Annotated in this window: 24 protein-coding genes; 15 read left to right on the top strand and 9 right to left on the bottom strand. The window is 41.3% G+C overall.

Features of this window, described 5'->3' with window-relative positions; genetic code table 11:
• Positions 1-30: 30 nt before the first annotated feature.
• Positions 31-747, bottom strand: a complete 717-nt coding sequence (trmB, locus tag AC0VYT_RS05050) for a tRNA (guanosine(46)-N7)-methyltransferase TrmB (RefSeq protein ID WP_005014937.1) — start codon at positions 745-747, stop codon at positions 31-33.
• Positions 748-1,009: 262 nt separating this feature from the next.
• On the opposite strand from trmB, the gene AC0VYT_RS05055 reads away from it, so the two are divergent.
• Positions 1,010-1,621, top strand: coding sequence for a glutathione binding-like protein (locus tag AC0VYT_RS05055; protein WP_005014936.1), 612 nt, complete (start codon positions 1,010-1,012; stop codon positions 1,619-1,621).
• 48 nt (positions 1,622-1,669) lie between these two features.
• Here AC0VYT_RS05055 and AC0VYT_RS05060 read toward each other — a convergent pair whose 3' ends face one another.
• The 5 genes from AC0VYT_RS05060 to AC0VYT_RS05080 all read right to left on the bottom strand — a co-directional run bounded on the left by AC0VYT_RS05060 (position 1,670) and on the right by AC0VYT_RS05080 (position 4,426).
• On the bottom strand, positions 1,670-2,455 hold the full coding sequence (locus AC0VYT_RS05060; protein WP_005014934.1) for a thiazole synthase: 786 nt from the start codon (positions 2,453-2,455) through the stop codon (positions 1,670-1,672).
• Between the two features lie 14 nt (positions 2,456-2,469).
• Entirely contained in the window at positions 2,470-2,667 is a 198-nt protein-coding gene (thiS, locus tag AC0VYT_RS05065; protein ID WP_005014927.1) for a sulfur carrier protein ThiS, read from the bottom strand.
• Positions 2,668-2,683: 16 nt separating this feature from the next.
• Complete coding sequence (locus AC0VYT_RS05070; protein WP_005014926.1) at positions 2,684-3,049, bottom strand: DUF423 domain-containing protein; 366 nt, start codon at positions 3,047-3,049, stop codon at positions 2,684-2,686.
• A 133-nt stretch (positions 3,050-3,182) separates the two neighbouring features.
• On the bottom strand, positions 3,183-4,052 hold the full coding sequence (gene rpoH, locus AC0VYT_RS05075) for an RNA polymerase sigma factor RpoH (protein ID WP_005404220.1): 870 nt from the start codon (positions 4,050-4,052) through the stop codon (positions 3,183-3,185).
• A gap of 134 nt (positions 4,053-4,186) precedes the next feature.
• Positions 4,187-4,426, bottom strand: coding sequence for a sulfurtransferase TusA family protein (locus AC0VYT_RS05080; protein ID WP_005404219.1), 240 nt, complete (start codon positions 4,424-4,426; stop codon positions 4,187-4,189).
• A gap of 387 nt (positions 4,427-4,813) precedes the next feature.
• On the opposite strand from AC0VYT_RS05080, the gene AC0VYT_RS05085 reads away from it, so the two are divergent.
• Together AC0VYT_RS05085 and rhlB are read left to right on the top strand one after the other, a co-directional pair.
• Positions 4,814-5,026, top strand: a complete 213-nt coding sequence (locus tag AC0VYT_RS05085) for a cold-shock protein (RefSeq protein ID WP_005014923.1) — start codon at positions 4,814-4,816, stop codon at positions 5,024-5,026.
• A 101-nt stretch (positions 5,027-5,127) separates the two neighbouring features.
• The gene (gene rhlB / locus AC0VYT_RS05090) at positions 5,128-6,279 is read left to right on the top strand and encodes an ATP-dependent RNA helicase RhlB (protein WP_005014921.1); all 1,152 of its coding nucleotides are present in this window, start codon (positions 5,128-5,130) and stop codon (positions 6,277-6,279) included.
• Positions 6,280-6,337: 58 nt separating this feature from the next.
• On the opposite strand, the gene AC0VYT_RS05095 is transcribed toward rhlB, so the two are convergent.
• Positions 6,338-6,721: a hypothetical protein gene (locus AC0VYT_RS05095; protein WP_005014919.1), complete on the bottom strand. Its 384-nt coding sequence runs from the start codon at positions 6,719-6,721 to the stop codon at positions 6,338-6,340.
• A 208-nt stretch (positions 6,722-6,929) separates the two neighbouring features.
• Between AC0VYT_RS05095 and AC0VYT_RS05100 the strand changes: the two genes are divergently transcribed.
• The 12 genes from AC0VYT_RS05100 to AC0VYT_RS05155 all read left to right on the top strand — a co-directional run bounded on the left by AC0VYT_RS05100 (position 6,930) and on the right by AC0VYT_RS05155 (position 19,335).
• A complete protein-coding gene (locus AC0VYT_RS05100) occupies positions 6,930-7,505 on the top strand; it encodes a nitroreductase family protein (protein WP_005404218.1) in 576 nt (191 codons plus the stop codon).
• Between the two features lie 38 nt (positions 7,506-7,543).
• Entirely contained in the window at positions 7,544-8,617 is a 1,074-nt protein-coding gene (locus tag AC0VYT_RS05105; protein ID WP_005404217.1) for an NAD(P)H-dependent glycerol-3-phosphate dehydrogenase, read from the top strand.
• 67 nt (positions 8,618-8,684) lie between these two features.
• Positions 8,685-9,140 (top strand): SixA phosphatase family protein, encoded by a 456-nt coding sequence (locus tag AC0VYT_RS05110; protein WP_005404216.1) that lies wholly within the window; start codon positions 8,685-8,687, stop codon positions 9,138-9,140.
• A 31-nt stretch (positions 9,141-9,171) separates the two neighbouring features.
• Positions 9,172-10,314 (top strand): type II secretion system protein GspL, encoded by a 1,143-nt coding sequence (gene gspL / locus AC0VYT_RS05115; protein ID WP_005405096.1) that lies wholly within the window; start codon positions 9,172-9,174, stop codon positions 10,312-10,314.
• Positions 10,314-10,793 carry a type II secretion system protein GspM gene (gspM, locus tag AC0VYT_RS05120; RefSeq protein ID WP_005404214.1) on the top strand — a complete coding sequence of 160 codons (480 nt, stop codon included), beginning with the start codon at positions 10,314-10,316 and terminating at the stop codon, positions 10,791-10,793. The genes gspL and gspM overlap by 1 nt, the downstream gene beginning before the upstream one ends.
• A 90-nt stretch (positions 10,794-10,883) precedes the next feature.
• Positions 10,884-11,888: a quinone-dependent dihydroorotate dehydrogenase gene (locus AC0VYT_RS05125; protein ID WP_005404213.1), complete on the top strand. Its 1,005-nt coding sequence runs from the start codon at positions 10,884-10,886 to the stop codon at positions 11,886-11,888.
• Positions 11,889-11,891: 3 nt separating this feature from the next.
• Positions 11,892-12,479, top strand: a complete 588-nt coding sequence (locus tag AC0VYT_RS05130; RefSeq protein WP_005014905.1) for a CvpA family protein — start codon at positions 11,892-11,894, stop codon at positions 12,477-12,479.
• A 24-nt stretch (positions 12,480-12,503) separates the two neighbouring features.
• Positions 12,504-14,042 (top strand): amidophosphoribosyltransferase, encoded by a 1,539-nt coding sequence (gene purF / locus AC0VYT_RS05135; protein WP_005014903.1) that lies wholly within the window; start codon positions 12,504-12,506, stop codon positions 14,040-14,042.
• A gap of 80 nt (positions 14,043-14,122) precedes the next feature.
• Positions 14,123-16,012, top strand: coding sequence for a M48 family metalloprotease (locus tag AC0VYT_RS05140; RefSeq protein WP_005404212.1), 1,890 nt, complete (start codon positions 14,123-14,125; stop codon positions 16,010-16,012).
• Between the two features lie 131 nt (positions 16,013-16,143).
• Positions 16,144-16,818: a hypothetical protein gene (locus AC0VYT_RS05145; protein ID WP_005404211.1), complete on the top strand. Its 675-nt coding sequence runs from the start codon at positions 16,144-16,146 to the stop codon at positions 16,816-16,818.
• A 21-nt stretch (positions 16,819-16,839) separates the two neighbouring features.
• Positions 16,840-17,811: a 2-hydroxyacid dehydrogenase gene (locus AC0VYT_RS05150; protein WP_005404210.1), complete on the top strand. Its 972-nt coding sequence runs from the start codon at positions 16,840-16,842 to the stop codon at positions 17,809-17,811.
• Positions 17,812-17,880: 69 nt separating this feature from the next.
• Entirely contained in the window at positions 17,881-19,335 is a 1,455-nt protein-coding gene (locus AC0VYT_RS05155) for a M48 family metalloprotease (protein WP_005405097.1), read from the top strand.
• An 18-nt stretch (positions 19,336-19,353) separates the two neighbouring features.
• On the opposite strand, the gene AC0VYT_RS05160 is transcribed toward AC0VYT_RS05155, so the two are convergent.
• Together AC0VYT_RS05160 and rpsU are read right to left on the bottom strand one after the other, a co-directional pair.
• Positions 19,354-19,800 carry a GatB/YqeY domain-containing protein gene (locus AC0VYT_RS05160; protein WP_005014888.1) on the bottom strand — a complete coding sequence of 149 codons (447 nt, stop codon included), beginning with the start codon at positions 19,798-19,800 and terminating at the stop codon, positions 19,354-19,356.
• 34 nt (positions 19,801-19,834) lie between these two features.
• Positions 19,835-20,050 (bottom strand): 30S ribosomal protein S21, encoded by a 216-nt coding sequence (rpsU, locus tag AC0VYT_RS05165; RefSeq protein WP_001136722.1) that lies wholly within the window; start codon positions 20,048-20,050, stop codon positions 19,835-19,837.
• Positions 20,051-20,175: the final 125 nt, after the last annotated feature.

A 20,175-nucleotide genomic window follows, 5' to 3' on the forward strand; every position in this document is an offset into this window, starting at 1 on the left:
AATATCTTAATTCACCAGCTTGTTTTTTAATCACTGAATCTTTTTAAAAATAAAGTCATTAATTTTGTGGCCCGCTTCAATACCACGGCGCTCAAATTTGGTTTGTGGACGCCAGTCCGGACGTGGATAACTATGACCTTTTCCTGCAAGGTTTTCCAGTCTAGGACGATTGTCTAGAACCTCAAGCATCCATTCTGCATAAGGTTCCCAGTCAGTAGCCGAGTGGAAGGTACCACCGAGTTCAAGCTTTTGTTCAACCAGTTCCATACGTTCATGAGCTACAAAACGGCGTTTGAAGTGGCGTTTTTTCTGCCAGGGATCTGGGAAATACAGCTGAATGCAGTTGATACTGTTATCTGGCATTTCACGCAGTACCTGAATAGCATCGGCATCCAGTAAACGCAGATTTTTTAGTCCTGCCATACCTGCCTCATAGACACATTGTGCTATACCGGGCACATGTACTTCAATCCCTATAAAATTACGCTCAGGATTGGCTTTGGCCATAAGCACTAGCGAACGGCCCATACCAAAACCAATTTCTACAGTCAGCGGGCGTTCAGGGTATTCAAAGTGTTGACGTAAGTCACCTACCGGATACTCTAAAATCAAATTACGATACTGTTCCAGAGCTGTGCGCTGTGAAGTATTTAGCGGTGAGGAGCGACGCATAAATGTCACAATTTCACGATGTTCAGGCAAATTGTCCAGTTCGGTAATTTGCGTTTCTAACTGATCGGTTGACATAATCTTGGCAGTACTAAAATCTGAAAACGCTATTTTAAAGACTGAAAAGGGCAAGTCAAATTTTTTGCACTCACTTAAGCTTAAAACATGCAGGTACTAAAAATAGCACTTTAAAACTTGAAAAATTATTGAATCTTCTCAATATTGTATAAAGTAAATTTTATTTCAATATTTACGCTTTTTTGCAATTTATAACTTTGTTGACTTGAAAGTCTTTATGAAGCGTTTTAAAACATTATGAGTTAAATAACAAGGATCATATATGAAGCTTTATTATTCTCCAGGTGCATGTTCACTCGCAGCGCATATTATTTTAAATGAAATTAATGTGGATTTTGATTTAGAGCGAGTGAATTTAAAAACTCATAAAACAGAAAAAGGTACTGATTATTACGAAATCAATCCAAAGGGTTATGTGCCTGCGCTTGAGATCAATCCGGGTCTAATTTTAACTGAAAATGTAGCCATTCTTCCTTTTCTTGCCCAGCATGACCCAAAACAGGATCTAATTCCGCCATCAGGCATGGGACGTGCCAAAGTGCTTGAATGGCTGGGATATCTGAATTCTGAACTGCATGACGCTTACGCTGTATTTTTTACAGGTAAACTGGGGGATGATGAAAAAGAAAAGGCCTATGCTGAGGTTGACCGACTACTAACGTATATTGACAATTATCTAGAAAACTGGGAATGCGATTATCTGGTTGATGATAATTTTGGTCCGGCTGATGCTTATCTATTTGTGCTCACCAACTGGTCAAATCATATTGAACATGACCTGAGCCCATATAAGAATATTGTGGCTTTACGCAACAAAATTGCAGAACGTCAATCTGTTCAGATTGCAATGCGTGATGAAGGCTTGATTCCTTAAGCTGGTTGCTTTAAAAAGGACTCATATTGAGTCCTTTTTTTATTAATACTATTTAAAGAAGTAGCCCGTCTCTGGGGAGCTAGCATTTGCCATACGTTTACGTGGCATACGACCAGCCAGATATGCTTCACGGCCAGCTTCAACTGCTTTTTTCATAGCAGAGGCCATTACTACCGGTTGCTGTGCAGCAGCAATTGCAGTGTTCATGAGTACACCATCACAACCAAGCTCCATAGCAATTGCAGCGTCACTTGCTGTACCTACTCCTGCATCAACCAGTACCGGGACTTTGGCATTTTCTTTAATAATCGAAATAGTATGAGGATTCAGAATTCCCAAACCTGAGCCAATCAGGCTACCAAGTGGCATAATCGCTACACAGCCCATACTTTCGAGTTCTTGGGCTACGATTGGGTCATCCGAGGTATAAACCATAATCTCGAAACCATCGTCAATCAGGGTACGTGCAGCTTTTAGTGTAGCTGTAACATTCGGATATAATGTTTTTTCATCACCTAGTACTTCAAGCTTGACCAGATTATGGCCATCAAGTAATTCACGTGCCAGCATACAGGTACGAATGGCACTATCAGCATCAAAGCAGCCTGCTGTATTCGGTAAGATCGTATATTTTTCTGGAGGAATAACAGAGAGCAGGTTAGGCTGATCTGGATGCTGTCCAATATTCACGCGCCGGATGGCAACAGTTACTATTTCAGCACCACTTGCCTGAATAGCCAAATCAGTTTCATTTAAGTCTTTATATTTTCCGGTGCCAACCAGCAAACGTGAACTGAATTGACGGGAACCAATAATTAAACGGGTATCTTGCATGGAAGAGCTCCAGATTAGCCGCCACCGACAGCGTGAATAATTTCAATACGATCTTGATCCGAAATAGGGGTATGTTCCAGTTTGCTTTTAGGAATGATCATTTCATTCATTTCTACTGCAAAACGCTTACCCTCTAGTGCAAGTGACTGGACCAATTCTAAAAGGTTCTGGCAGGGCGTATGCATAAGTTCGCCATTTAAATAGATCTGCATACCATTATTTCCATTCTTATCTTAAATATTTAAATGCATTCCAGGCCAGCAATAACCATCCACCAATCATCAGCGCCCCCCCAATAGGTGTAATCGCGCCAAGACCACGCGGAAGCCCTAAAGCCATAATATACAGTGAGCCACAAAACAGAAAAATACCAAACTGGATGAGCAGGAAACTGCCTTTAATTGGGAGCTGAGGCAAAGTCTTACTTATCACACCTAAAATCAATAAGCCTAAAGCATGATAGAAAAAGTATTCTGTTGCTGTGTGCCACCAAGCCAGTTGAGCTTCACTGGCGCGAGTCTTTAAACCGTGTGCACCAAAAGCACCTACCATGACCGCCAAGGCAAGGTTGAGTGCGGAGATTGCAATCCACATAAGCCATAACCACCTGAAAAACTAGATGAACATTAACATAGATTTACATAGAGAATAAGGTTAATAAATAACAAAAATGAGAAACTAAAAAATAAGAAAGGGCAATAAATGCCCTTGGATTTCGAGAAAATAATCAGGTTGTAGACATGGCAACCTTGATTTTTTCCATTGCATTTTTTTCTAACTGACGAATACGTTCTGCTGAAACATTATATTCTGCTGCCAGTTCATGTAGGGTTGACTTGTCATCATCGAGCCAGCGGCGTTGCAGGATATTCCGTGATCGGTCATCTAACTGATCCATAGCATTATGTAATGCCGAGTTGCTCTGTTCTTCCCAGTCCTCGTCTTCTACCAGACGGGCAGGATCATAGCGGCTGTCTTCCAGATAAAGTACCGGCGCCACATGACTAGATGAATCATCATCGTCATCACCTTGTGCCTCAAAAGCAGCATCATAGGCAGTAAGACGGCCTTCCATTTCCAGAACCTGCTCTGGTGTTACATTTAAATCATTTGCAATTGAGCGCGCTTCTTCGAGCGTTAACTTTTTACTGGACTTTTTTAAGCTACGCAGATTAAAAAATAATTTACGCTGTGCTTTCGTAGTGGCAATTTTTACAATACGCCAGTTACGAATAACGTATTCATGTATTTCGGCTTTAATCCAGTGAACTGCAAAAGACACCAAGCGCACACCCATGCTTGGATCAAAGCGTTTGACTGCTTTCATTAGTCCCAGATTACCTTCTTGAATCAGGTCACCCTGAGGCAAGCCGTAACCTGCATAACTGCGTGCAATGTGAACAACGAAACGCAGGTGCGACATGACCAGCATTTTCGCTGCATCTAGATCCTGATCATAATAATAACGTTCAGCAAGTTCTTTTTCCTGCTCGGCTGTTAAAATGGGGATCTGGTTAACGGTGCTAATATATGCACCGAGATTGACCCCTGGCGCAGATAATGACAGGGGCATCAATTGATTGCTGCTGTCACTCATGAGTTCTCCTTATAGGACGATAATCGTACCAATGCATTTATCTTAATCGGAAAGATTTCCATAATTAAGGAATATTGGGTAGAAAAATGTAAAGTTTTATACCTTTAACACTGTTTTATCTTAAAGGAAAATAATTAAGATTCAATTAAATAGTGGTATTCTTGAGCACGATTCTGAGTCAGGGTACATTTAATCTGATGGAGCCGGCAGTAACGTACAATATCTATCTCGCTATTTGGATCGGAAGCTTTTAAAATAAAGATAAATGGCGCCTTGGTTTGCTTTAAGGCCCGTTTTAACATTAGTAGTGGCATTGGGCAGGGCTGACCCAATGCATCGATTTCTACAGGGGTTGCCCCAAGAGTTTCGTTCATAATGTGAACTCAGGAAAAATTAGCTTTCATGAAAGGTATTTTAGCAAATAAAATCAGCTGACTGAATTTGTATTAGGAATCAATAGTAAAATATTTAAAAATAGAATTCAGTTCAATTATCATACAAAAACATAAACGAACGTAAAGAAGAATTCATTAAAAAAACTATTAATTGTCATAAACCCATGCTAAGCTCGTTGCGTACTTAGGGATTACCACTACCTAAATTGTGGTGAAACTTAAATATTTATGGATGTAACCGGGAATTTGTTAATAGTTTTACAGAATGATTACAAGCTTAGAAATAATAACTATTTTTAAATCTTGTTTGCTCTGCTGTTTGCAACACCGGAAGGTCCTTTAATTGAAGCAACTGAGGATTGACTTATGACAGCTCGTGAACAAGGCGTAGTAAAGTGGTTTAACGACACTAAAGGTTTTGGTTTTATTCAGCGTAACGGTGGTGATGACGTATTTGTTCATTTCCGTGCGATTATGGGTGAAGGCCATCGCTCACTACGTGACGGTCAACGCGTTGAATTCAGCGTAGTAAAAGGTCAAAAAGGTTTTCAGGCTGAAGAAGTGCAGCCTTTAGACTAATTCATCAATTTTGATTGATGAGAGGCGCTCCAATTTTCGTATTGGGGCGTTTTTGTTTATAATGAACGCCAATTTGGGTGATTAATAGTTAGAGCACGTATATGGCATCTGGTTTTGAAACCTTGAATTTACATCCGAAACTGAAAAAAGCGATTGATGCTTTAGGGTTCAAGGAAATGACTCCTATCCAGCAGAAGGTGTTAAATTACACCTTGGCTGGACACGATGCAATTGGTCGTGCGCAAACTGGTACGGGTAAAACCGCAGCCTTCCTGATCAGTGTAATCAATGATCTGCTTAATAATCCGATTAAAGAACAGCGTTATCGTGGTGAGGCAAGAGCCCTAATCCTGGCTCCTACACGTGAACTGGCTCTACAAATTGAAAGTGATGCTAAAGAGTTAACCAAATTCACAGATCTGCATCTGGTTACATTACTGGGTGGTGTAGATTTTGATAAGCAGAAAAAGCAGCTTGATCAGAATTTTGTCGACATTATTGTGGCAACTCCAGGACGTTTGATAGATTTTGTAGAACAAAAAGAGGTTTGGCTGGACCAGATCGAATTTTTAGTGATTGATGAAGCTGACCGTCTGTTGGATATGGGATTCATTCCTTCAGTGAAAAGGATTGTACGGTTTTCACCTCGTAAAGAACAACGTCAGACTCTAATGTTCTCAGCTACGTTCAGTTATGATGTACTGAACTTGGCTCAGCAATGGTTATTCGAGCCTGTTACAGTAGAAATTGAACCTGAAAAGAAAACCAATGCCGACGTTGAACAACGTGTGTATATGGTAGCGAACCGGGACAAATATAAGCTGCTACAAGAAATTTTACGTGATGAACCAATTGAAAAGGTTATGATCTTTGCAAATCGTCGTGATCAGGTGCGCCGTCTCTATGACCACTTGAAAAAGGATGGTTACAAAGTCGTTATGCTTTCAGGTGAAATTGCTCAGGATAAACGGCTGAAAATGCTGGATCAGTTCAAAAATGGCAAGCATAACATCATGATTGCTACTGATGTGGCCGGACGCGGTATTCATGTTGATAATGTTTCACATGTTATTAATTTTACTTTACCTGAACAGTCAGATGATTATGTTCATCGTATTGGTCGTACTGGTCGTGCTGGTGCACAGGGTGTCAGTATCAGCTTTTTATCAGAAGACGATGCGTTTTATCTGCCAGCCATTGAAAAAGCAATTGGACAGAAACTGCCACTTACTCGTTTAGATGGTTATTGTTAATTAAAGTGTTTAGATGAATTATCCCGGTCAATATGCCGGGATTTTTTATGAAGCTTATTTATGAATTAGTGCGACAGTAAAACGTTAATACAGTCTGATAATCGTCGTCGCGGGAGATATCTGTACGGTTACCGGTAATCGCACCAAGAACACCAGCAGCAGCTTGTACCATTTGGCCAGTCTGCTCATCCACCACACCTTTGAGTACACCGTTATAACTGGTTTTTTCATCTACAACTACAGCAGTTGCTTTACTGCCACAAGTGCTGTTAGCTGCACTAATAGCATTATTTTTAGAAATAATATTGGTTTTACCAATTCCAGTCACTTCATACTGATTATTTTCCTTCTGAATTGCTAGACTGTTTTTTGGGGTGGTAGCACAGGCGGTCAGCATGAGCGAAGCAGCGAATAGGGAACCCAAACTTAGAATTTTTTTCATCATACACCCTAAAACTATTATTAAAAGATTGGAACTATTTGAGCATATTTACTCTGAATCATATTGAACGGGTTGTATGGAAATTGAGGTTTTATAGATATTATTTGTGAAAGCTGTTAAAAGCGCTACTGGCAAATTGTCTGTAACTCAATAAAATGAAAAGATTGTGCTAATCTAGTTTAATCTTGAATTTTATATTTAAAAATTAATGGAAGACAATACTGTAGAGCTGATTCATCACAATATTCATCAGCGGCAATCAATTGGACATTTGATTGAACCTGCTCCAAATGCAGAGCAGCTGGAACTCGCCTTTCAGGCAGCATTAACAGCACCAGACCATCACCGCTTAAAACCGACTCATTTTGTGGTTATTGCACCTGAGCAGCGCGAAACATTTGGGGAACTATTATCACAGGCAGTGGCTGATATGGGTACAATGGAAGCAGCACAGATTGAACGGGTAAAGAATCATCCTTTGCGTGCTCCGTTACTGGTCTTGGCGTTAACCCGTTTTCAAGATCACCCAAAAGTTCCTTATTTTGAACAAACATTAAGTTCAGGTGCGGCTATCCAGAACTTTTTGCTTTCCCTGCAAGCGCAAGGGTTTTCAACAATGTGGCGTTCAGGTGCTGTGGTAGAGTCCAGCTTGCTAAAAAAAGCTTTGAATTTGCGTGAACATGATTTAATTTCAGGCATTATCTATATTGGTACAGCAGCTAAAGCAATTGCACCGCGTACAGAGATAGATACACAGAATTTTGTAAGTTACTGGTCTGAATGATTTTGTTTCCATAGTATGGAACATGAAGGATAAAAATAATGTCAGAGTTGAAGTTTAGCGATCTGGTTGAACCTGTTGAAATTGACCGTAAAACTGCATTAAGAATCACTGTACTGGGTGGTGGAAGTTTTGGTACAGCTATGGCCAATATTTCTGTACGCAATGGTTGTGATACCAAGATCTGGATTCGCGATGAAGAAATTGCCCGGGAAATTAACCGGACACATATCAACCAACGCTACTTGCCAGATTATCCTTTAGAGAAAGAATTGCAGGCAGTATCTGATCTTGAAGAGGCAGTACGCGACCGTGATATTATTCTGGTAGCCATTCCAAGCCATTCTTTTCGGGATGTTATACAAAAAATTAAACCTTTTATCAGTGCGCAGGCAGTGGTTTCGCTTACGAAAGGAATTGAAGCTAAAACCTTTAGCTTTATGAGTGACATTATTCGTGATGAGTTGCCAGAAGTTCCTTATGGAGTGCTTTCGGGCCCGAACCTGGCAAAAGAAATTATGGCAGGTATGCCGGCGGGTACAGTAATCGCCAGCCATTCGGAATTGGTGCGTTATGCGGTGCAACAGGCTTTGCATAGCGCTTTATTTCGTGTATTTGGTAGTGATGACGTACATGGAGTAGAACTTGGTGGTGCTTTAAAAAATATTTATGCAGTCGCGATGGGAATGGCGGCGGCCTATAATGTAGGTGAAAACACCAAAAGTATGATTATTACACGTGCCTTGGCTGAGATGAGCCGTTTTGCTGTCAAACTGGGTGCTAATCCTTTAACATTTTTAGGTTTGTCTGGCGTTGGTGACCTGTTTGCTACCTGTAACAGTCCACTCAGCCGTAACTATCAAGTGGGTTTTGCTCTGGGTAAAGGTAAAACTTTAGAACAGGCTACGCAGGAATTAGGACAAACTGCGGAGGGGATCAATACTATCGTTCAGGTACGTACACGAGCACAAGAGCTTGAGGTATATATGCCAATCACTAATGCTTTATATGAAGTTATTTTTGAAAATGCACCGCCACTAACAATAGCCTTATCTTTGATGAAAAATGGTCATCGCAGTGATGTAGAATTTGTGTTGCCACATAATCAGGTCTAATCATCCAGACGTATCATAAATGTCATGAAAAAACGTTATGATAGGTCTGAAGTAATGGGGATAATATATGCAATTAGTTCTGATTCGACATGGTGAGGCAGCCCATCCGCCGGAAGTAACTGACAGTAAGCGACCTTTAACTGAGCGGGGTCATACACAGGCTGAGGAAACTGGAAAATATTTGAAAGATTTAATAAAGCCAGAGGTTCTTGTTGTGAGTCCGTTATTACGGGCACAAGAAACCTTGGTCCATATTCAAAAGAATTTCCCTGATGTTCCGGTACTGGTCTGTGATAAAATTAAACCAGATGATCAGGCAAAAGATGCGATTGACTGGCTAGCACAACTGCCTTACCAGTCGATTACTGTCGTGTGTCATATGAATGTTATTGCACATATTGCCGAGCAGCTTGTTCATGAGTCATTCCATCCTTTTGCACTGGCTGAAGCGCGAATTTATGAACTTCCCGTAATTGCAAATGGTCTGGCAGTCCAGCAGCAGAACTTTATTCCAGTACATTAAAATAAATTAGAAAAATGGTAGATCAGACTTAATGTTGTATTTATGGATGCCAGAAGCCAATGGAGTTTGGCAATGGTCAAATGGGGATGCCTGGAGTGAAAGCTCGAGTCTTGAACAGCTGATTCAGGAAATTAAAATATATCAAGGTGAAGAAACAGTTGTTTTTTTTCCAAGTCGCGGGCTACAACTGCTTCAGCAGCAGATGAGTAAATCTCAATATAAGCAGCTTGGTACAGAAGGGGTACGCTATCTGCTGGAAGAGTACGTAATACAGCCGATTGATCAGCTAAAAGTACTGCACTATTTTCAGGCTGCTGAAGAACGATTAACAGTCATGGGAATCGCACAGAATTCAGTAGAAACATTACTGCATTCACTGAATTTACTTCCTTTAAAAGTTGCTGCACTTTTGCCAGATTTCCTGGTTTTACCCCAGCCTGATCCCGGTGAAACTATACTTGCAAATATTCATCAGCGGTTACTTGCACGTGAAAATGAGTTTAGTGGCAATTCAATAGATGAGCTTGGAGTTTATCTGGAATTTATTCATCCGGAGACCCGTTTCCGTTGTAGCGGGCTGAGACCAGATCAGCAAATAGTACTAGATGCAGTAACTACTCAAGAGCAGAGACAGTACTTTAGTTATCAGTTCGAGCCTATTAAAAAGCCTAAACAGCATCCCTTCAATATTTTGCCTAAAGCACAAAAAAGTGAACAGTTTTCTGGTTATTGGAAAGCTTGTGCAGCAGTATTTTGTGCCATTCTTATAGTACAGTTGAGTTATGATGTATTACGCTGGTCAAAATTAAAAAAACTGGCTGATCAGACTGCGATACAGGCAATTGACCAGTATCAAGACTGGTTTGGACCTAATAGCCGTATTACTGAAGAAAATATACAAAGTCAGTTTGAAAGCCAATTGCGTATGAGCCGTAGTGCAAATACTGAGGCACTGCAAATTTTGAGCCGGGTTGGCCCAATCTTGGCCCAGCAGCAGATTCTGGCAGAGCGGGTAGGATATGAGTCATCAATATTAAGTCTTGATTTGAAAGCCAGTTCATCTGAACAGTTGCAGGCACTTACCCAGCAGTTAAACCAGCAAGGTTTTAAAGCTGAACTTGGTAATGTACAAACCCAGGGGGCGGGAGTAATCGGTTTGGTGAAAGTACAATAATGAAAATATTTGAGAAAATAGACCATTCATGGAAAAACCTGGCTGAGCGTATAGAAGACTATCTGGACGGACTTTCTCTGCGCGAAAGAATCATGGTAATTTTTACCACAGTCTTTGTGCTGGTCACAGCCGTTGGATGGTCACTCTGGACCATACATCAAGCTGCGGATGACCAGCAAAAACGTTTAAATGACCTCAAAGATCTTATGGTCTGGATGCAGACCAATGCAGTAACCATGAAACCAGCGGGAGAATCGCAGCTAACGCCGGCAGAGAAAGTGCAGCGTATTTCTCAACAGCAGGGGTTATCAGCCAGTATCCAGGCCACCGGAAAGCAGCTTCAGATTTCAGTGCAGCATGATAATTATGCTGTATTAGCCAACTTCCTAACCCAAATGGCACAGATGGGTTTAAGTATTGAAAAAATGGAGCTTATAAATCAAAACCAGCAAATCAGGCTCATTGTGACCGTGCAATAAGCTGTAAAAATAAACATAGTTCAGGCATAGCCTTTTATGTAACCTGTGCCTATAATATGGCAACTTGTAAAGCGGTAGATTTTTGCTGATATGTTCTATTCTCTGGCCCGCCCCTTGTTGTTTTCGCTAGCACCAGAGCGTGCACATGAACTGACCTTATCATTGCTAAAATCAGCCCATAAGTTTGGAATTGGACATCAGACAGTTGCCCATAAGCCTGTGACCTGTATGGGAATCGAATTCCCCAACCCGGTCGGTCTAGCAGCAGGTTTGGATAAAAATGGCGCTTATATTGATGCTTTAGCTGCATTGGGTTTCGGTTTTATTGAAATCGGAACAGTTACTCCACGTCCCCAAAGTGGTAATCCTCAGCCACGTTTATTTAGGATTCCTGAGGCAAAGGCCATCATTAACCGTATGGGTTTTAATAATGATGGTGTTGATCGGCTGGTTGAGAATGTAAAAGCAGCGAAATATAAAGGCATTCTGGGAATTAACATCGGTAAAAACGCTGATACCCCTGTAGAAAATGCAGTTTCGGACTATCTGACCTGTCTTGAAAAAGTATATAATTATGCTTCTTATGTGACAGTAAATATTTCTTCCCCAAATACCAAAAATTTACGCGATCTGCAAAGTGGTCATGCTTTGACCGAGTTGCTTAAAACATTGAAAAACCGACAGCTTGAGCTCGCAGAGCAATATCAGCATTATGTGCCTCTAGTTTTAAAGGTTGCGCCGGATCTGAGCCAGCAGGATATCGAATTTATTGCTTCCCAGCTGGTTATCTTCAAAATTGATGGGCTGATTGTGACCAACACTACTTTATCCCGTGAAGGAGTAGAGGGTTTGGCCTGTGCAGATGAGAGCGGTGGATTGTCTGGTGCACCAGTATTTGAGAAAAGTAACCAGTGTTTGCAGGAATTTGCGAAAAGGCTAAAAGGTCAGGTCGCTCTGGTGGGTGTGGGTGGGATTGTGTCTGGAAACCAGGCTGCTGTAAAACAACAGTATGGTGCCCAGCTTGTACAGATTTACAGTGGTCTTATCTATACTGGACCAAATTTGATCAAAGACTGTGTTGATGCCATGAATTAATTTATGAATACCATCGATATAGTTATCCTGATTATCCTGCTCATTGGAGGGCTTAACGGTTTGCGACAAGGATTTGTAAAGGCCTTTGCGAACTTGGTAGGATGGGTATTTGCACTGATTATTGGTGCAAAATATGCCAATATTCTCGCGCCTTCTATGGTGGTACTCAGTCATGATCCGGTGGTCCAGAAAATTGCCGCCTTTGCATTTATTGCCCTGATCATTGTTGTGCTGACTTGGATTGTCACCGCATTTCTGAATGGTATTCTGAAAACTTTTAAATTAGGTCCATTAAACCGTTTGGCTGGTGGAGCTTTTGGTTCGCTTAAAGGCCTGCTGGTAGTCTTGATTACTATGCAAGGCTTGGGCCCTTGGGTGGAAAGTTCTCCTCACTGGAAGCAGTCCAGACTGATACAAGCCTTATTACCTTATGCGCCTATGGCAACTGAAATCTCTAAAAATGTGGCGAATCATGCATTAGATGAAATGAAGTCTGAACAACAGCCTGCATCTTCTCCTTCTCGGCGTGAGTCCAATGATACAGCTGCCAGTGAGCGTTCAAACCATTCAACAAATAATCCTTTTTATTAATCCTAGCCTGTCTGCGAGGTTGTTATGTGTGGAGTAGTTGGTATAGCCGGTAAAGCGCCAGTTAACCAAATGTTGTTTGATGCTTTGACGATGTTGCAACATCGTGGACAAGATGCAGCTGGGATTGTAACCTGCCATGAAGGACGTCTTTTCTTGAGAAAAGATAATGGTATGGTACGCGATGTATTCCATACGCGTCATATGCGCGCCTTGCTGGGTAATTACGGCATCGGACATGTACGTTATCCTACTGCGGGTTCATCAAGTAGTGCCGAAGCCCAGCCATTTTATGTAAACTCACCTTATGGGATTACCTTGGCACATAACGGTAATCTGGTAAATGCAAAAGACATTCATGAAGACCTGTTCAAAACTGACTTGCGTCATATGAACACTGATTCGGATTCAGAAGTGCTGCTTAATGTATTTGCCCATGAGTTACAGAAGAGTGGCAAGTTAGAGCCATGTGCAGAAGATATTTTCCATGCTGTAAGCCGTGTGCATGATCGCTGTAAGGGAGCTTACGGTGTAGTAGCCATGATTACGGGACATGGTGTAGTCGGGTTTCGCGATCCTAACGGGATTCGCCCTTTAATTTATGGATCACGTGAAACAGAAGAAGGTACTGAATATATTATTGCTTCAGAATCTGTGGCAATTACTGCGCTGGGTTTTAAAATCGAGCGTGATGTAGCACCAGGCGAGGCCATCTTTATTGATTCACAAGGTCAGCTATTTACCCAGCAATGTGCCAAGAACCCTTCTTATCGTCCATGTATCTTTGAATATGTTTATTTCGCACGTCCTGATGCCATTATTGATGGTATTTCGGTGTATAAATCCCGTTTACGCATGGGAGAAACACTTGCAGCAAAAATTTTGCGTGAATGGGGCGAAAATCATGATATTGACGTGGTGATTCCTATTCCAGATACCAGCCGTACATCTGCATTGGAGTTGGCTAATATTCTCGGGGTGAAATTCCGCGAAGGTTTTATGAAGAACCGCTATATCGGACGAACCTTCATCATGCCGGGGCAGCAGCAGCGTAAGAAATCTGTACGCCAAAAATTAAACCCGGTTGAGTTGGAATTCAAAGGCAAAAATGTCTTGCTGGTAGATGACTCAATTGTTCGCGGTACTACCTGTAACGAAATCATTCAGATGGCACGTGATTCTGGAGCCAAACAGGTCTTTTTTGCTTCGGCTGCACCAGAAGTCATGTATCCGAATGTTTACGGGATTGACATGCCGGCCAAATTTGAACTGATTGCGTCAGGCCGTAGTGTTGAGGAAGTGCGTGAAATTATTGGTGCTGACCGTTTGATTTTCCAGGATCTGGAAGACTTGAAAGATGCGGTTCGTACCAAGAAAGTTCCTCATCTGACCGAGTTTGATTGTTCTGTATTTGATGGTATATATGTGACAGGCAATATTGATGAAATTTATCTAGAAGATCTGGAAAAATTGAGAAACGATATGGCCAAAAAGGGTAAAGACCCATATATCGATGTCAATATTGATGCCGCTTCTGTTGATTTGACCGGAATCAGGGAAGAGTAAGCGCAAACACGTTAAAAAGCGGGTTTTGCCCGCTTTTTTACTTTAAGATAGGCAAAACAATGTAATCAGGAAATTTTACATTGAAAGACGTCAGCCATTATTTAATTACTAATAAAAATATGATGTGGTCCATGAGCATTTGCCTGCTTGCGATCATTTTAAGTATATTTATTCTCAATAGCCTGTTGGGTCTAATAGTTCATTTTTTTGATCCTGAACAAGCTGTCATGTGGCATGTATTCAGCCCTTATCTGATCTTATTGTTATTACTGGTAATGGGTGGTTCGGTTGCCTATGAACGCTATGTATTTCGTTCTGGGGGGCATACGCTTGCTAAACAGCTAAAAGCTCGGCGTCTTAATCTGATTGAAAGCACACCTGAGGAAAGTGTAGCTATTCATTTAAATGAACATTTGGCACAAAAGTTCATGATCAATCCTCCAACTTTATATGTGCTGCCGGATGAGATCGGTGTAAATGCTTTAACCGCTGGCTTCCATCCCCAGGATATTGTAATTGTGTTGACATGGGGGGCATTGCAAAACCTCGATGAGTTAGAACTTTACGGGTTACTCAGTCATGAGTTTAACCAGATACTTTCTGGCGAAACAGCTGAAAATACTCGGCTTAAGATCGTTTATAGTAGCCTGACTACTTTTAGCCAATGGGGCAGTAAAATTGCCAAATTAGGGTTTCGAAAAACTACTATCAATAAACGTCACCAATTTGAAACAACGTTTGTCGCAATAGGAGGTATTATCTGGCTGGTTGGCAGTTTGGGCGTGTTGGTGACTCGTCTGATCAAATATCTGACTTTAGGTGGACGTACCTTCCGGAATGATTTTAAAACCAAGCGTCTTATTCAAAACGATGCCAATATTCAGACCTTACTCCGAATTTATGTGCATCATGCAGGTTCACAGATTCATAGTGAATATTCAGAATCAATTGCCCATATGTGTTTTGCCAACTCATTGAGTCCGCAAAGCTGGATGAATATTCATCCCAATATTGAAGAAAGAATTTACGAACTAAATCCTGCCTTACTACAAGACTTACAGCTTGAAAACCTGAAAAAGCTGCGTAGCCAACCATTTTTTAGCCTGTTTCGTTCTCTGGAAGAAATTAATGGCGAAGTCTACAATCCCTGGACTTCTCCACAACCGCTACCTTTATTACGTTTGTCTCCTATCAGCTTTGCTATTAATGATGCAATCAAACCTCTCAAGCCTGAAATACGTCGTGGCATGAAGCGCCCCGAGCTGATCCAGCGTGCTATGTTGACTGCTACTGGGTCAAGAGAAGTTATGGTTGCGATCTTGATGATTCGTCAATATCGGGAATTTATTCCTAAAGAAGCTGAAGTTAGCCGTGCAATTGTGGATGCATTGCTGAATCTGGACGGTCGTGTACATATCCAGATTTTTTTAGAGGCCTGTAAAAATATTGGTCATATACCCGCATCTATTGCCCGTCAATTTCTAACCCGACTGGCAAAAATTATTCAAGAAGATGGTGAAATTGGACTGCTCGATGCTTTATTGCTCGAAAAAGTTAAATATGAGCTAAATCTGATGCCTTTGCACATGCCTGTATCTTTAGAAGACGCTAAACCGCAGATTGTACGGCTGGTCGACGCACTATTGCATGTACAGCAGATTAACAGTCCAAACCAGCTAGATGTACGATATAAAATTTTACAACAGGTTCTTACTCTGGATGAGCTGTCTTTATATGAAGAAATTTCTGATGAGCCGCTCGATTTGGCAGAGATTTTAAATGATATTGCGGGGCTATTACTGCGTGACCGGTTAAGCATGCTGGGAATTGCCGAGCTTTGCCTGTGGCATGACCGGATTATTACCCAAGATGAGCTCGATGTACTAGAGTTGCTCTACTGGCGATTGGGTTTTGAAACCAGAGAAATTATTGACCAGATGCAAAAGAAGAATAGTGTCATGATTATTTGAAACTGGTGACGATTTTATTGAATCAGAATATGCACCATGATGAATGAATAAAATATCTGAACCGGCCAGAAACTACAGCAAAGCATATAAAAGCCCGTTAGAATAGCTTTCAGGAAAATTAGGGTAGTAACATGATTGGGCATGAGCGGAAAATACTGGCAACTTTAGGAATTGATGTCTGGATTCCTCGAGGTACTGTATCAGCACGCCTTGGCAATACACCAATCTGGCGTGACCAGACAGCAAAGGTTGAGCCGTTACATTTTCATGATCATGTAAAAAATGTTAAGCCTGATTCTGCTACAGAAAACCTGCAAAAAAAAATCACGGATATTGTTGAGCAGGTAGTAGCTATTGATACACTACCACCTCAAGCTGAAAAAGAGCACCTGCCAGCAGCTTCCAAGGATGCAAATGCTGCAGAGGCTGTCAATCCTATAGTAGAAGTTGAAGCTTTTAGTGTGCAGGCTTATAGTTTGGTGCACTGTACAATTTTAATAAATGCTACCCGTCTAACTGAGCCGCAGCAACAGCTATGGTTAAATATTCAGCGTAGCTTGTCAGGGCAGTATAGTTTGTTGGAATGGCCTTTCCCATTGCCCAATTTTCAGGATAATCGTGGTGTAGGTTGCTATGTACAAGGTTTTATTGATGCTATTGCCTATGAAAAATCAATATTAAGCTTAGGTGATATTCCATATCTGAATCATTCAAAAATTATCCGTTTAGCCAGTTTGCAGGAAATGCTAGATAAACCGTTACTGAAGAAACGCCTGTGGCAATTTATGTATAAAAAGATGGAATAGCAGATAAATAGGAATACAAAAATGGATAAAAAGCGCGTAGTTGTATTTAGCCAGATTGATCAGACCATTCTTGAGCGTTTGCAACAGCAATATGAAGTTCAGGTATTAAATCCTAAATCAGGTGATATTAATGAGCAAATCCGTCAGGCAGTAACAAATGCTGATGGCATGATTGGTTCGGGACGAGTGCTGAATGAATCTAACCTAGCGAGTGCACAGCAGCTTAAGATTATTTCAACTGTAAGTGTTGGTTATGATAATTATGATGTGGATTATCTAAACCAGAAAAAAATCTGGCTTTCAAATACTCCGCATGTCTTAACAGAGACTACTGCTGATTTGGCTTTTAGTTTATTGATGAGTGCAGCACGCAGAGTGCCTTATCTGGACCAATGGACCAAGCAGGGTCAGTGGAAACGTACGGCGGGTACTGAACAGTTTGGTCAAGATATTTTTGGCAAAACTTTAGGTATTATTGGTTTGGGGAATATTGGTGCGGCAGTCGCACGTCGTGGATATTATGGTTTTAATATGGATATTCTATATCATAACCGCCGTGAGAAACCTGAACTTGCCCAGCCTCTTGCAGCAAAATATTGCTCAATGAGTGAACTGCTTCAGCACTCTGATTTTATAGTCATGGCAGTCGACTTAAATCATGAATCTAAAGCTCTCATCGGCCAGGCAGAATTTGATCAGATGCAATCCCATGCTGTATTCGTCAATATTGCACGTGGTTCAGTTATAGATGAAGCAGCACTGATCAATACTCTAAAACAGAACAAGATTTTTGCTGCCGGACTTGATGTTTATACCAAAGAACCTTTACAGGAATCTGAACTGTTTAACCTGTCAAATGTTGTTACTCTGCCTCATGTGGGTTCTGCAACAGAAGAAACCCGTAAAAAAATGGCCGAGCTGGCTTATCAGAACTTAGTACAGGCTCTGGAAGGCCAAATTCCACGCTATCTGGTTAACCCTGACTTTAACTAAAGCTTCATAACACTTCACTGCATTTTTCTTCAATGTTGAGTGTTATATTAGCTAAAGATGAATTCAGCTATGGAATCAAGATTGAAAAAGTTTTTGCTTGCAGCGGGACTGAGCAGTCTGACCACTTTCAGTCCAGCACTTACTTTTGACGCTCCTTCTTCATTTGGTCAGGTAGAAGTACCTGATATTGGTGGAGGAGTAGGGTTAATTGATCAGCAGCAAGAGCGCTTTATTGGTGAAAAAGTTTATCGTGAAGTTCATAAACAAATGCCGGTCATGCAAAACCCTTGGCTTGAAGACCAGTTATATTCTATTTTTACCCGTATCTTAAGCCAGACTCAAGCAGGGCAGCCAATTGGACTAGTAGTAATTAAAGATTCTCAAATTAATGCTTTCGCTGTGCCGGGCGGGCTGTTTGCAATTAATACGGGGATGGTAACTTCTGCCCGTAATATTGATGAGGTGGCAGGGGTGATGGCACATGAGATTGCGCATGTTACCCAGCGACATTACAGCCGTTCTAAAGAGGCATTTAAAGGTCAGGGTCTGCTTGCACTGGCTGGTGTTTTGGTGGGAGCAACCATTGCTTCACAGGCTGATGGAGAAGCAGGTACAGCAGTTATGCTCGGTACTCAGGCTGCCTTAATGGATAAACAGCTAACCTACAGCCGCAACCAGGAACGTGAAGCAGACCGTATAGGCATGCAATATATGTACTCGGCTGGCTACAATCCACAAGGCATGGCAGATTTTTTTGAGCTGATGAACCGTTCTACTAGCCGTGTCAGTTTTATGCCAGATTTTTGGCTCACTCATCCCTTAACCTCACAGCGCATGAGCGAAGCAAGACTACGTGCTAACCAGTTGCCTAAAGTAAAAAGTAGTTTATCTGACCCTGATTTTGAAATTGTTAAGCTTTATACTGCGGTGGTCGCTAATCAGGCAACTGAAAATCAGCTGTCTATTTTGGCAAAACAGGGCAGCTTTGCAGGCCAGTTGGCGTTAGCTACATTTTATGAACAGCAGGGCGATTATGGTCAGGCACAAACAGCATTAAATCAGGCAAAAATGGCAAACCGTCCACATCCGCTGATTTCTCTTATACAGACTGATATTTATCTTGGACAAAACAAGATAGATCTGGCTTTAAATACAATTAGCCCGTTACAGCGCATTATGCCAGAAAATCGGTCATTAGCTTATAAACTGGCTGAAGTACTAATCCAGCAACAGCAGCCAATACAAGTAATTAAACTGGTACAGCGCTTTACTAATAATAATCCAAGAGATGTATATGGATGGCATTTAATGCAACAGGCAGCTACACTTGAGCCGGCTTCAGCCTTAAAAGCTGTGAATGTATTACGTTATCGTGCTGAGGTGGAATACTGGAGTGGAGAAGAAGAAGCGGCAATTAAGTCGATGTTGCATGCACAGCGACTGGCAAAAAATAATAATGCGATGTCTGCCAGAATTGATGCACGATTAAATCAGATGCAACAGGAGCGCCAATTAAAAATCTAAATGATAGAGACCAGAACGTTAAGAAAGCTTGGCCTTGATTTTACCTGAAACAGCAGAAGGGTCGGCACGTCCGGCTATGATCGGACGTAGAGAATTCATCACCTTACCCATATCTTTCATGCTAGTCGCTCCTTGAGCAGCAATTGTTTGCTCAATGAGAGAATCAAGTTCTTCCTCAGTCATAGCTGCTGGTAGAAATTGGGAAATAATCTCAATCTCGGCTTGTTCTTTACTAGCTAAATCTTCGCGGCCAGCGCCCTGATAGGCTTTTACTGACTCTTTACGTTGCTTGATCTGTTTCTCAATGACCGCAAGAACCTGAGAATCATCAAGCTCTTTGCGTTCATCAATTTCGATTTGCTTGATGGCTGCCTGCAGACCACGAAAAACAGTCACTGTTGCCATAGCTTTGGCACGCATTGCAGTTTTCAATGCATCAGTAATCTGTTCTTTTAAAGTAGTCATAATATTTTCCAGGCAGTAATCAGTCACAAATTAATTAGTAAAGGCGAGTAGTACGTACAGATTCACGAGCCAGTTTTTTCTGGTAACGCTTAACTGCAGCAGCTTTTTTACGCTTACGTTCTTGAGTTGGTTTTTCGTAGAATTCACGCTTACGAACGTCAGCAAGAACACCTGCTTTTTCGCATGAACGTTTGAAACGACGGATAGCTACGTCTACTGGTTCGCCTTCTTTCAACTTAACTTGTGGCATGAAGAATCCTCTAAGTTTATGGATAAGTACACAGGCAGGATTGCCCGCATACACAAGTGAAGGCCATTATTTTACTCATTTACTTCTCATACCACAAGTCTATAATAGTTTCTGCATTATTTTTT

The sequence above is a fragment of the Acinetobacter sp. QJM3NY_42 genome, assembly GCF_056173745.1.

Coding starts and splice junctions, on each gene's coding strand:
- trmB (WP_005014937.1), bottom strand. CDS start 747: ATGTCAACCGATCAGTTAGAAACGCAAATTACCGAACTGGACAATTTG.
- AC0VYT_RS05055 (WP_005014936.1), top strand. CDS start 1,010: ATGAAGCTTTATTATTCTCCAGGTGCATGTTCACTCGCAGCGCATATT.
- AC0VYT_RS05060 (WP_005014934.1), bottom strand. CDS start 2,455: ATGCAAGATACCCGTTTAATTATTGGTTCCCGTCAATTCAGTTCACGT.
- thiS (WP_005014927.1), bottom strand. CDS start 2,667: ATGCAGATCTATTTAAATGGCGAACTTATGCATACGCCCTGCCAGAAC.
- AC0VYT_RS05070 (WP_005014926.1), bottom strand. CDS start 3,049: ATGTGGATTGCAATCTCCGCACTCAACCTTGCCTTGGCGGTCATGGTA.
- rpoH (WP_005404220.1), bottom strand. CDS start 4,052: ATGAGTGACAGCAGCAATCAATTGATGCCCCTGTCATTATCTGCGCCA.
- AC0VYT_RS05080 (WP_005404219.1), bottom strand. CDS start 4,426: ATGAACGAAACTCTTGGGGCAACCCCTGTAGAAATCGATGCATTGGGT.
- AC0VYT_RS05085 (WP_005014923.1), top strand. CDS start 4,814: ATGACAGCTCGTGAACAAGGCGTAGTAAAGTGGTTTAACGACACTAAA.
- rhlB (WP_005014921.1), top strand. CDS start 5,128: ATGGCATCTGGTTTTGAAACCTTGAATTTACATCCGAAACTGAAAAAA.
- AC0VYT_RS05095 (WP_005014919.1), bottom strand. CDS start 6,721: ATGAAAAAAATTCTAAGTTTGGGTTCCCTATTCGCTGCTTCGCTCATG.
- AC0VYT_RS05100 (WP_005404218.1), top strand. CDS start 6,930: ATGGAAGACAATACTGTAGAGCTGATTCATCACAATATTCATCAGCGG.
- AC0VYT_RS05105 (WP_005404217.1), top strand. CDS start 7,544: ATGTCAGAGTTGAAGTTTAGCGATCTGGTTGAACCTGTTGAAATTGAC.
- AC0VYT_RS05110 (WP_005404216.1), top strand. CDS start 8,685: ATGCAATTAGTTCTGATTCGACATGGTGAGGCAGCCCATCCGCCGGAA.
- gspL (WP_005405096.1), top strand. CDS start 9,172: ATGTTGTATTTATGGATGCCAGAAGCCAATGGAGTTTGGCAATGGTCA.
- gspM (WP_005404214.1), top strand. CDS start 10,314: ATGAAAATATTTGAGAAAATAGACCATTCATGGAAAAACCTGGCTGAG.
- AC0VYT_RS05125 (WP_005404213.1), top strand. CDS start 10,884: ATGTTCTATTCTCTGGCCCGCCCCTTGTTGTTTTCGCTAGCACCAGAG.
- AC0VYT_RS05130 (WP_005014905.1), top strand. CDS start 11,892: ATGAATACCATCGATATAGTTATCCTGATTATCCTGCTCATTGGAGGG.
- purF (WP_005014903.1), top strand. CDS start 12,504: ATGTGTGGAGTAGTTGGTATAGCCGGTAAAGCGCCAGTTAACCAAATG.
- AC0VYT_RS05145 (WP_005404211.1), top strand. CDS start 16,144: ATGATTGGGCATGAGCGGAAAATACTGGCAACTTTAGGAATTGATGTC.
- AC0VYT_RS05150 (WP_005404210.1), top strand. CDS start 16,840: ATGGATAAAAAGCGCGTAGTTGTATTTAGCCAGATTGATCAGACCATT.
- AC0VYT_RS05155 (WP_005405097.1), top strand. CDS start 17,881: ATGGAATCAAGATTGAAAAAGTTTTTGCTTGCAGCGGGACTGAGCAGT.
- AC0VYT_RS05160 (WP_005014888.1), bottom strand. CDS start 19,800: ATGACTACTTTAAAAGAACAGATTACTGATGCATTGAAAACTGCAATG.
- rpsU (WP_001136722.1), bottom strand. CDS start 20,050: ATGCCACAAGTTAAGTTGAAAGAAGGCGAACCAGTAGACGTAGCTATC.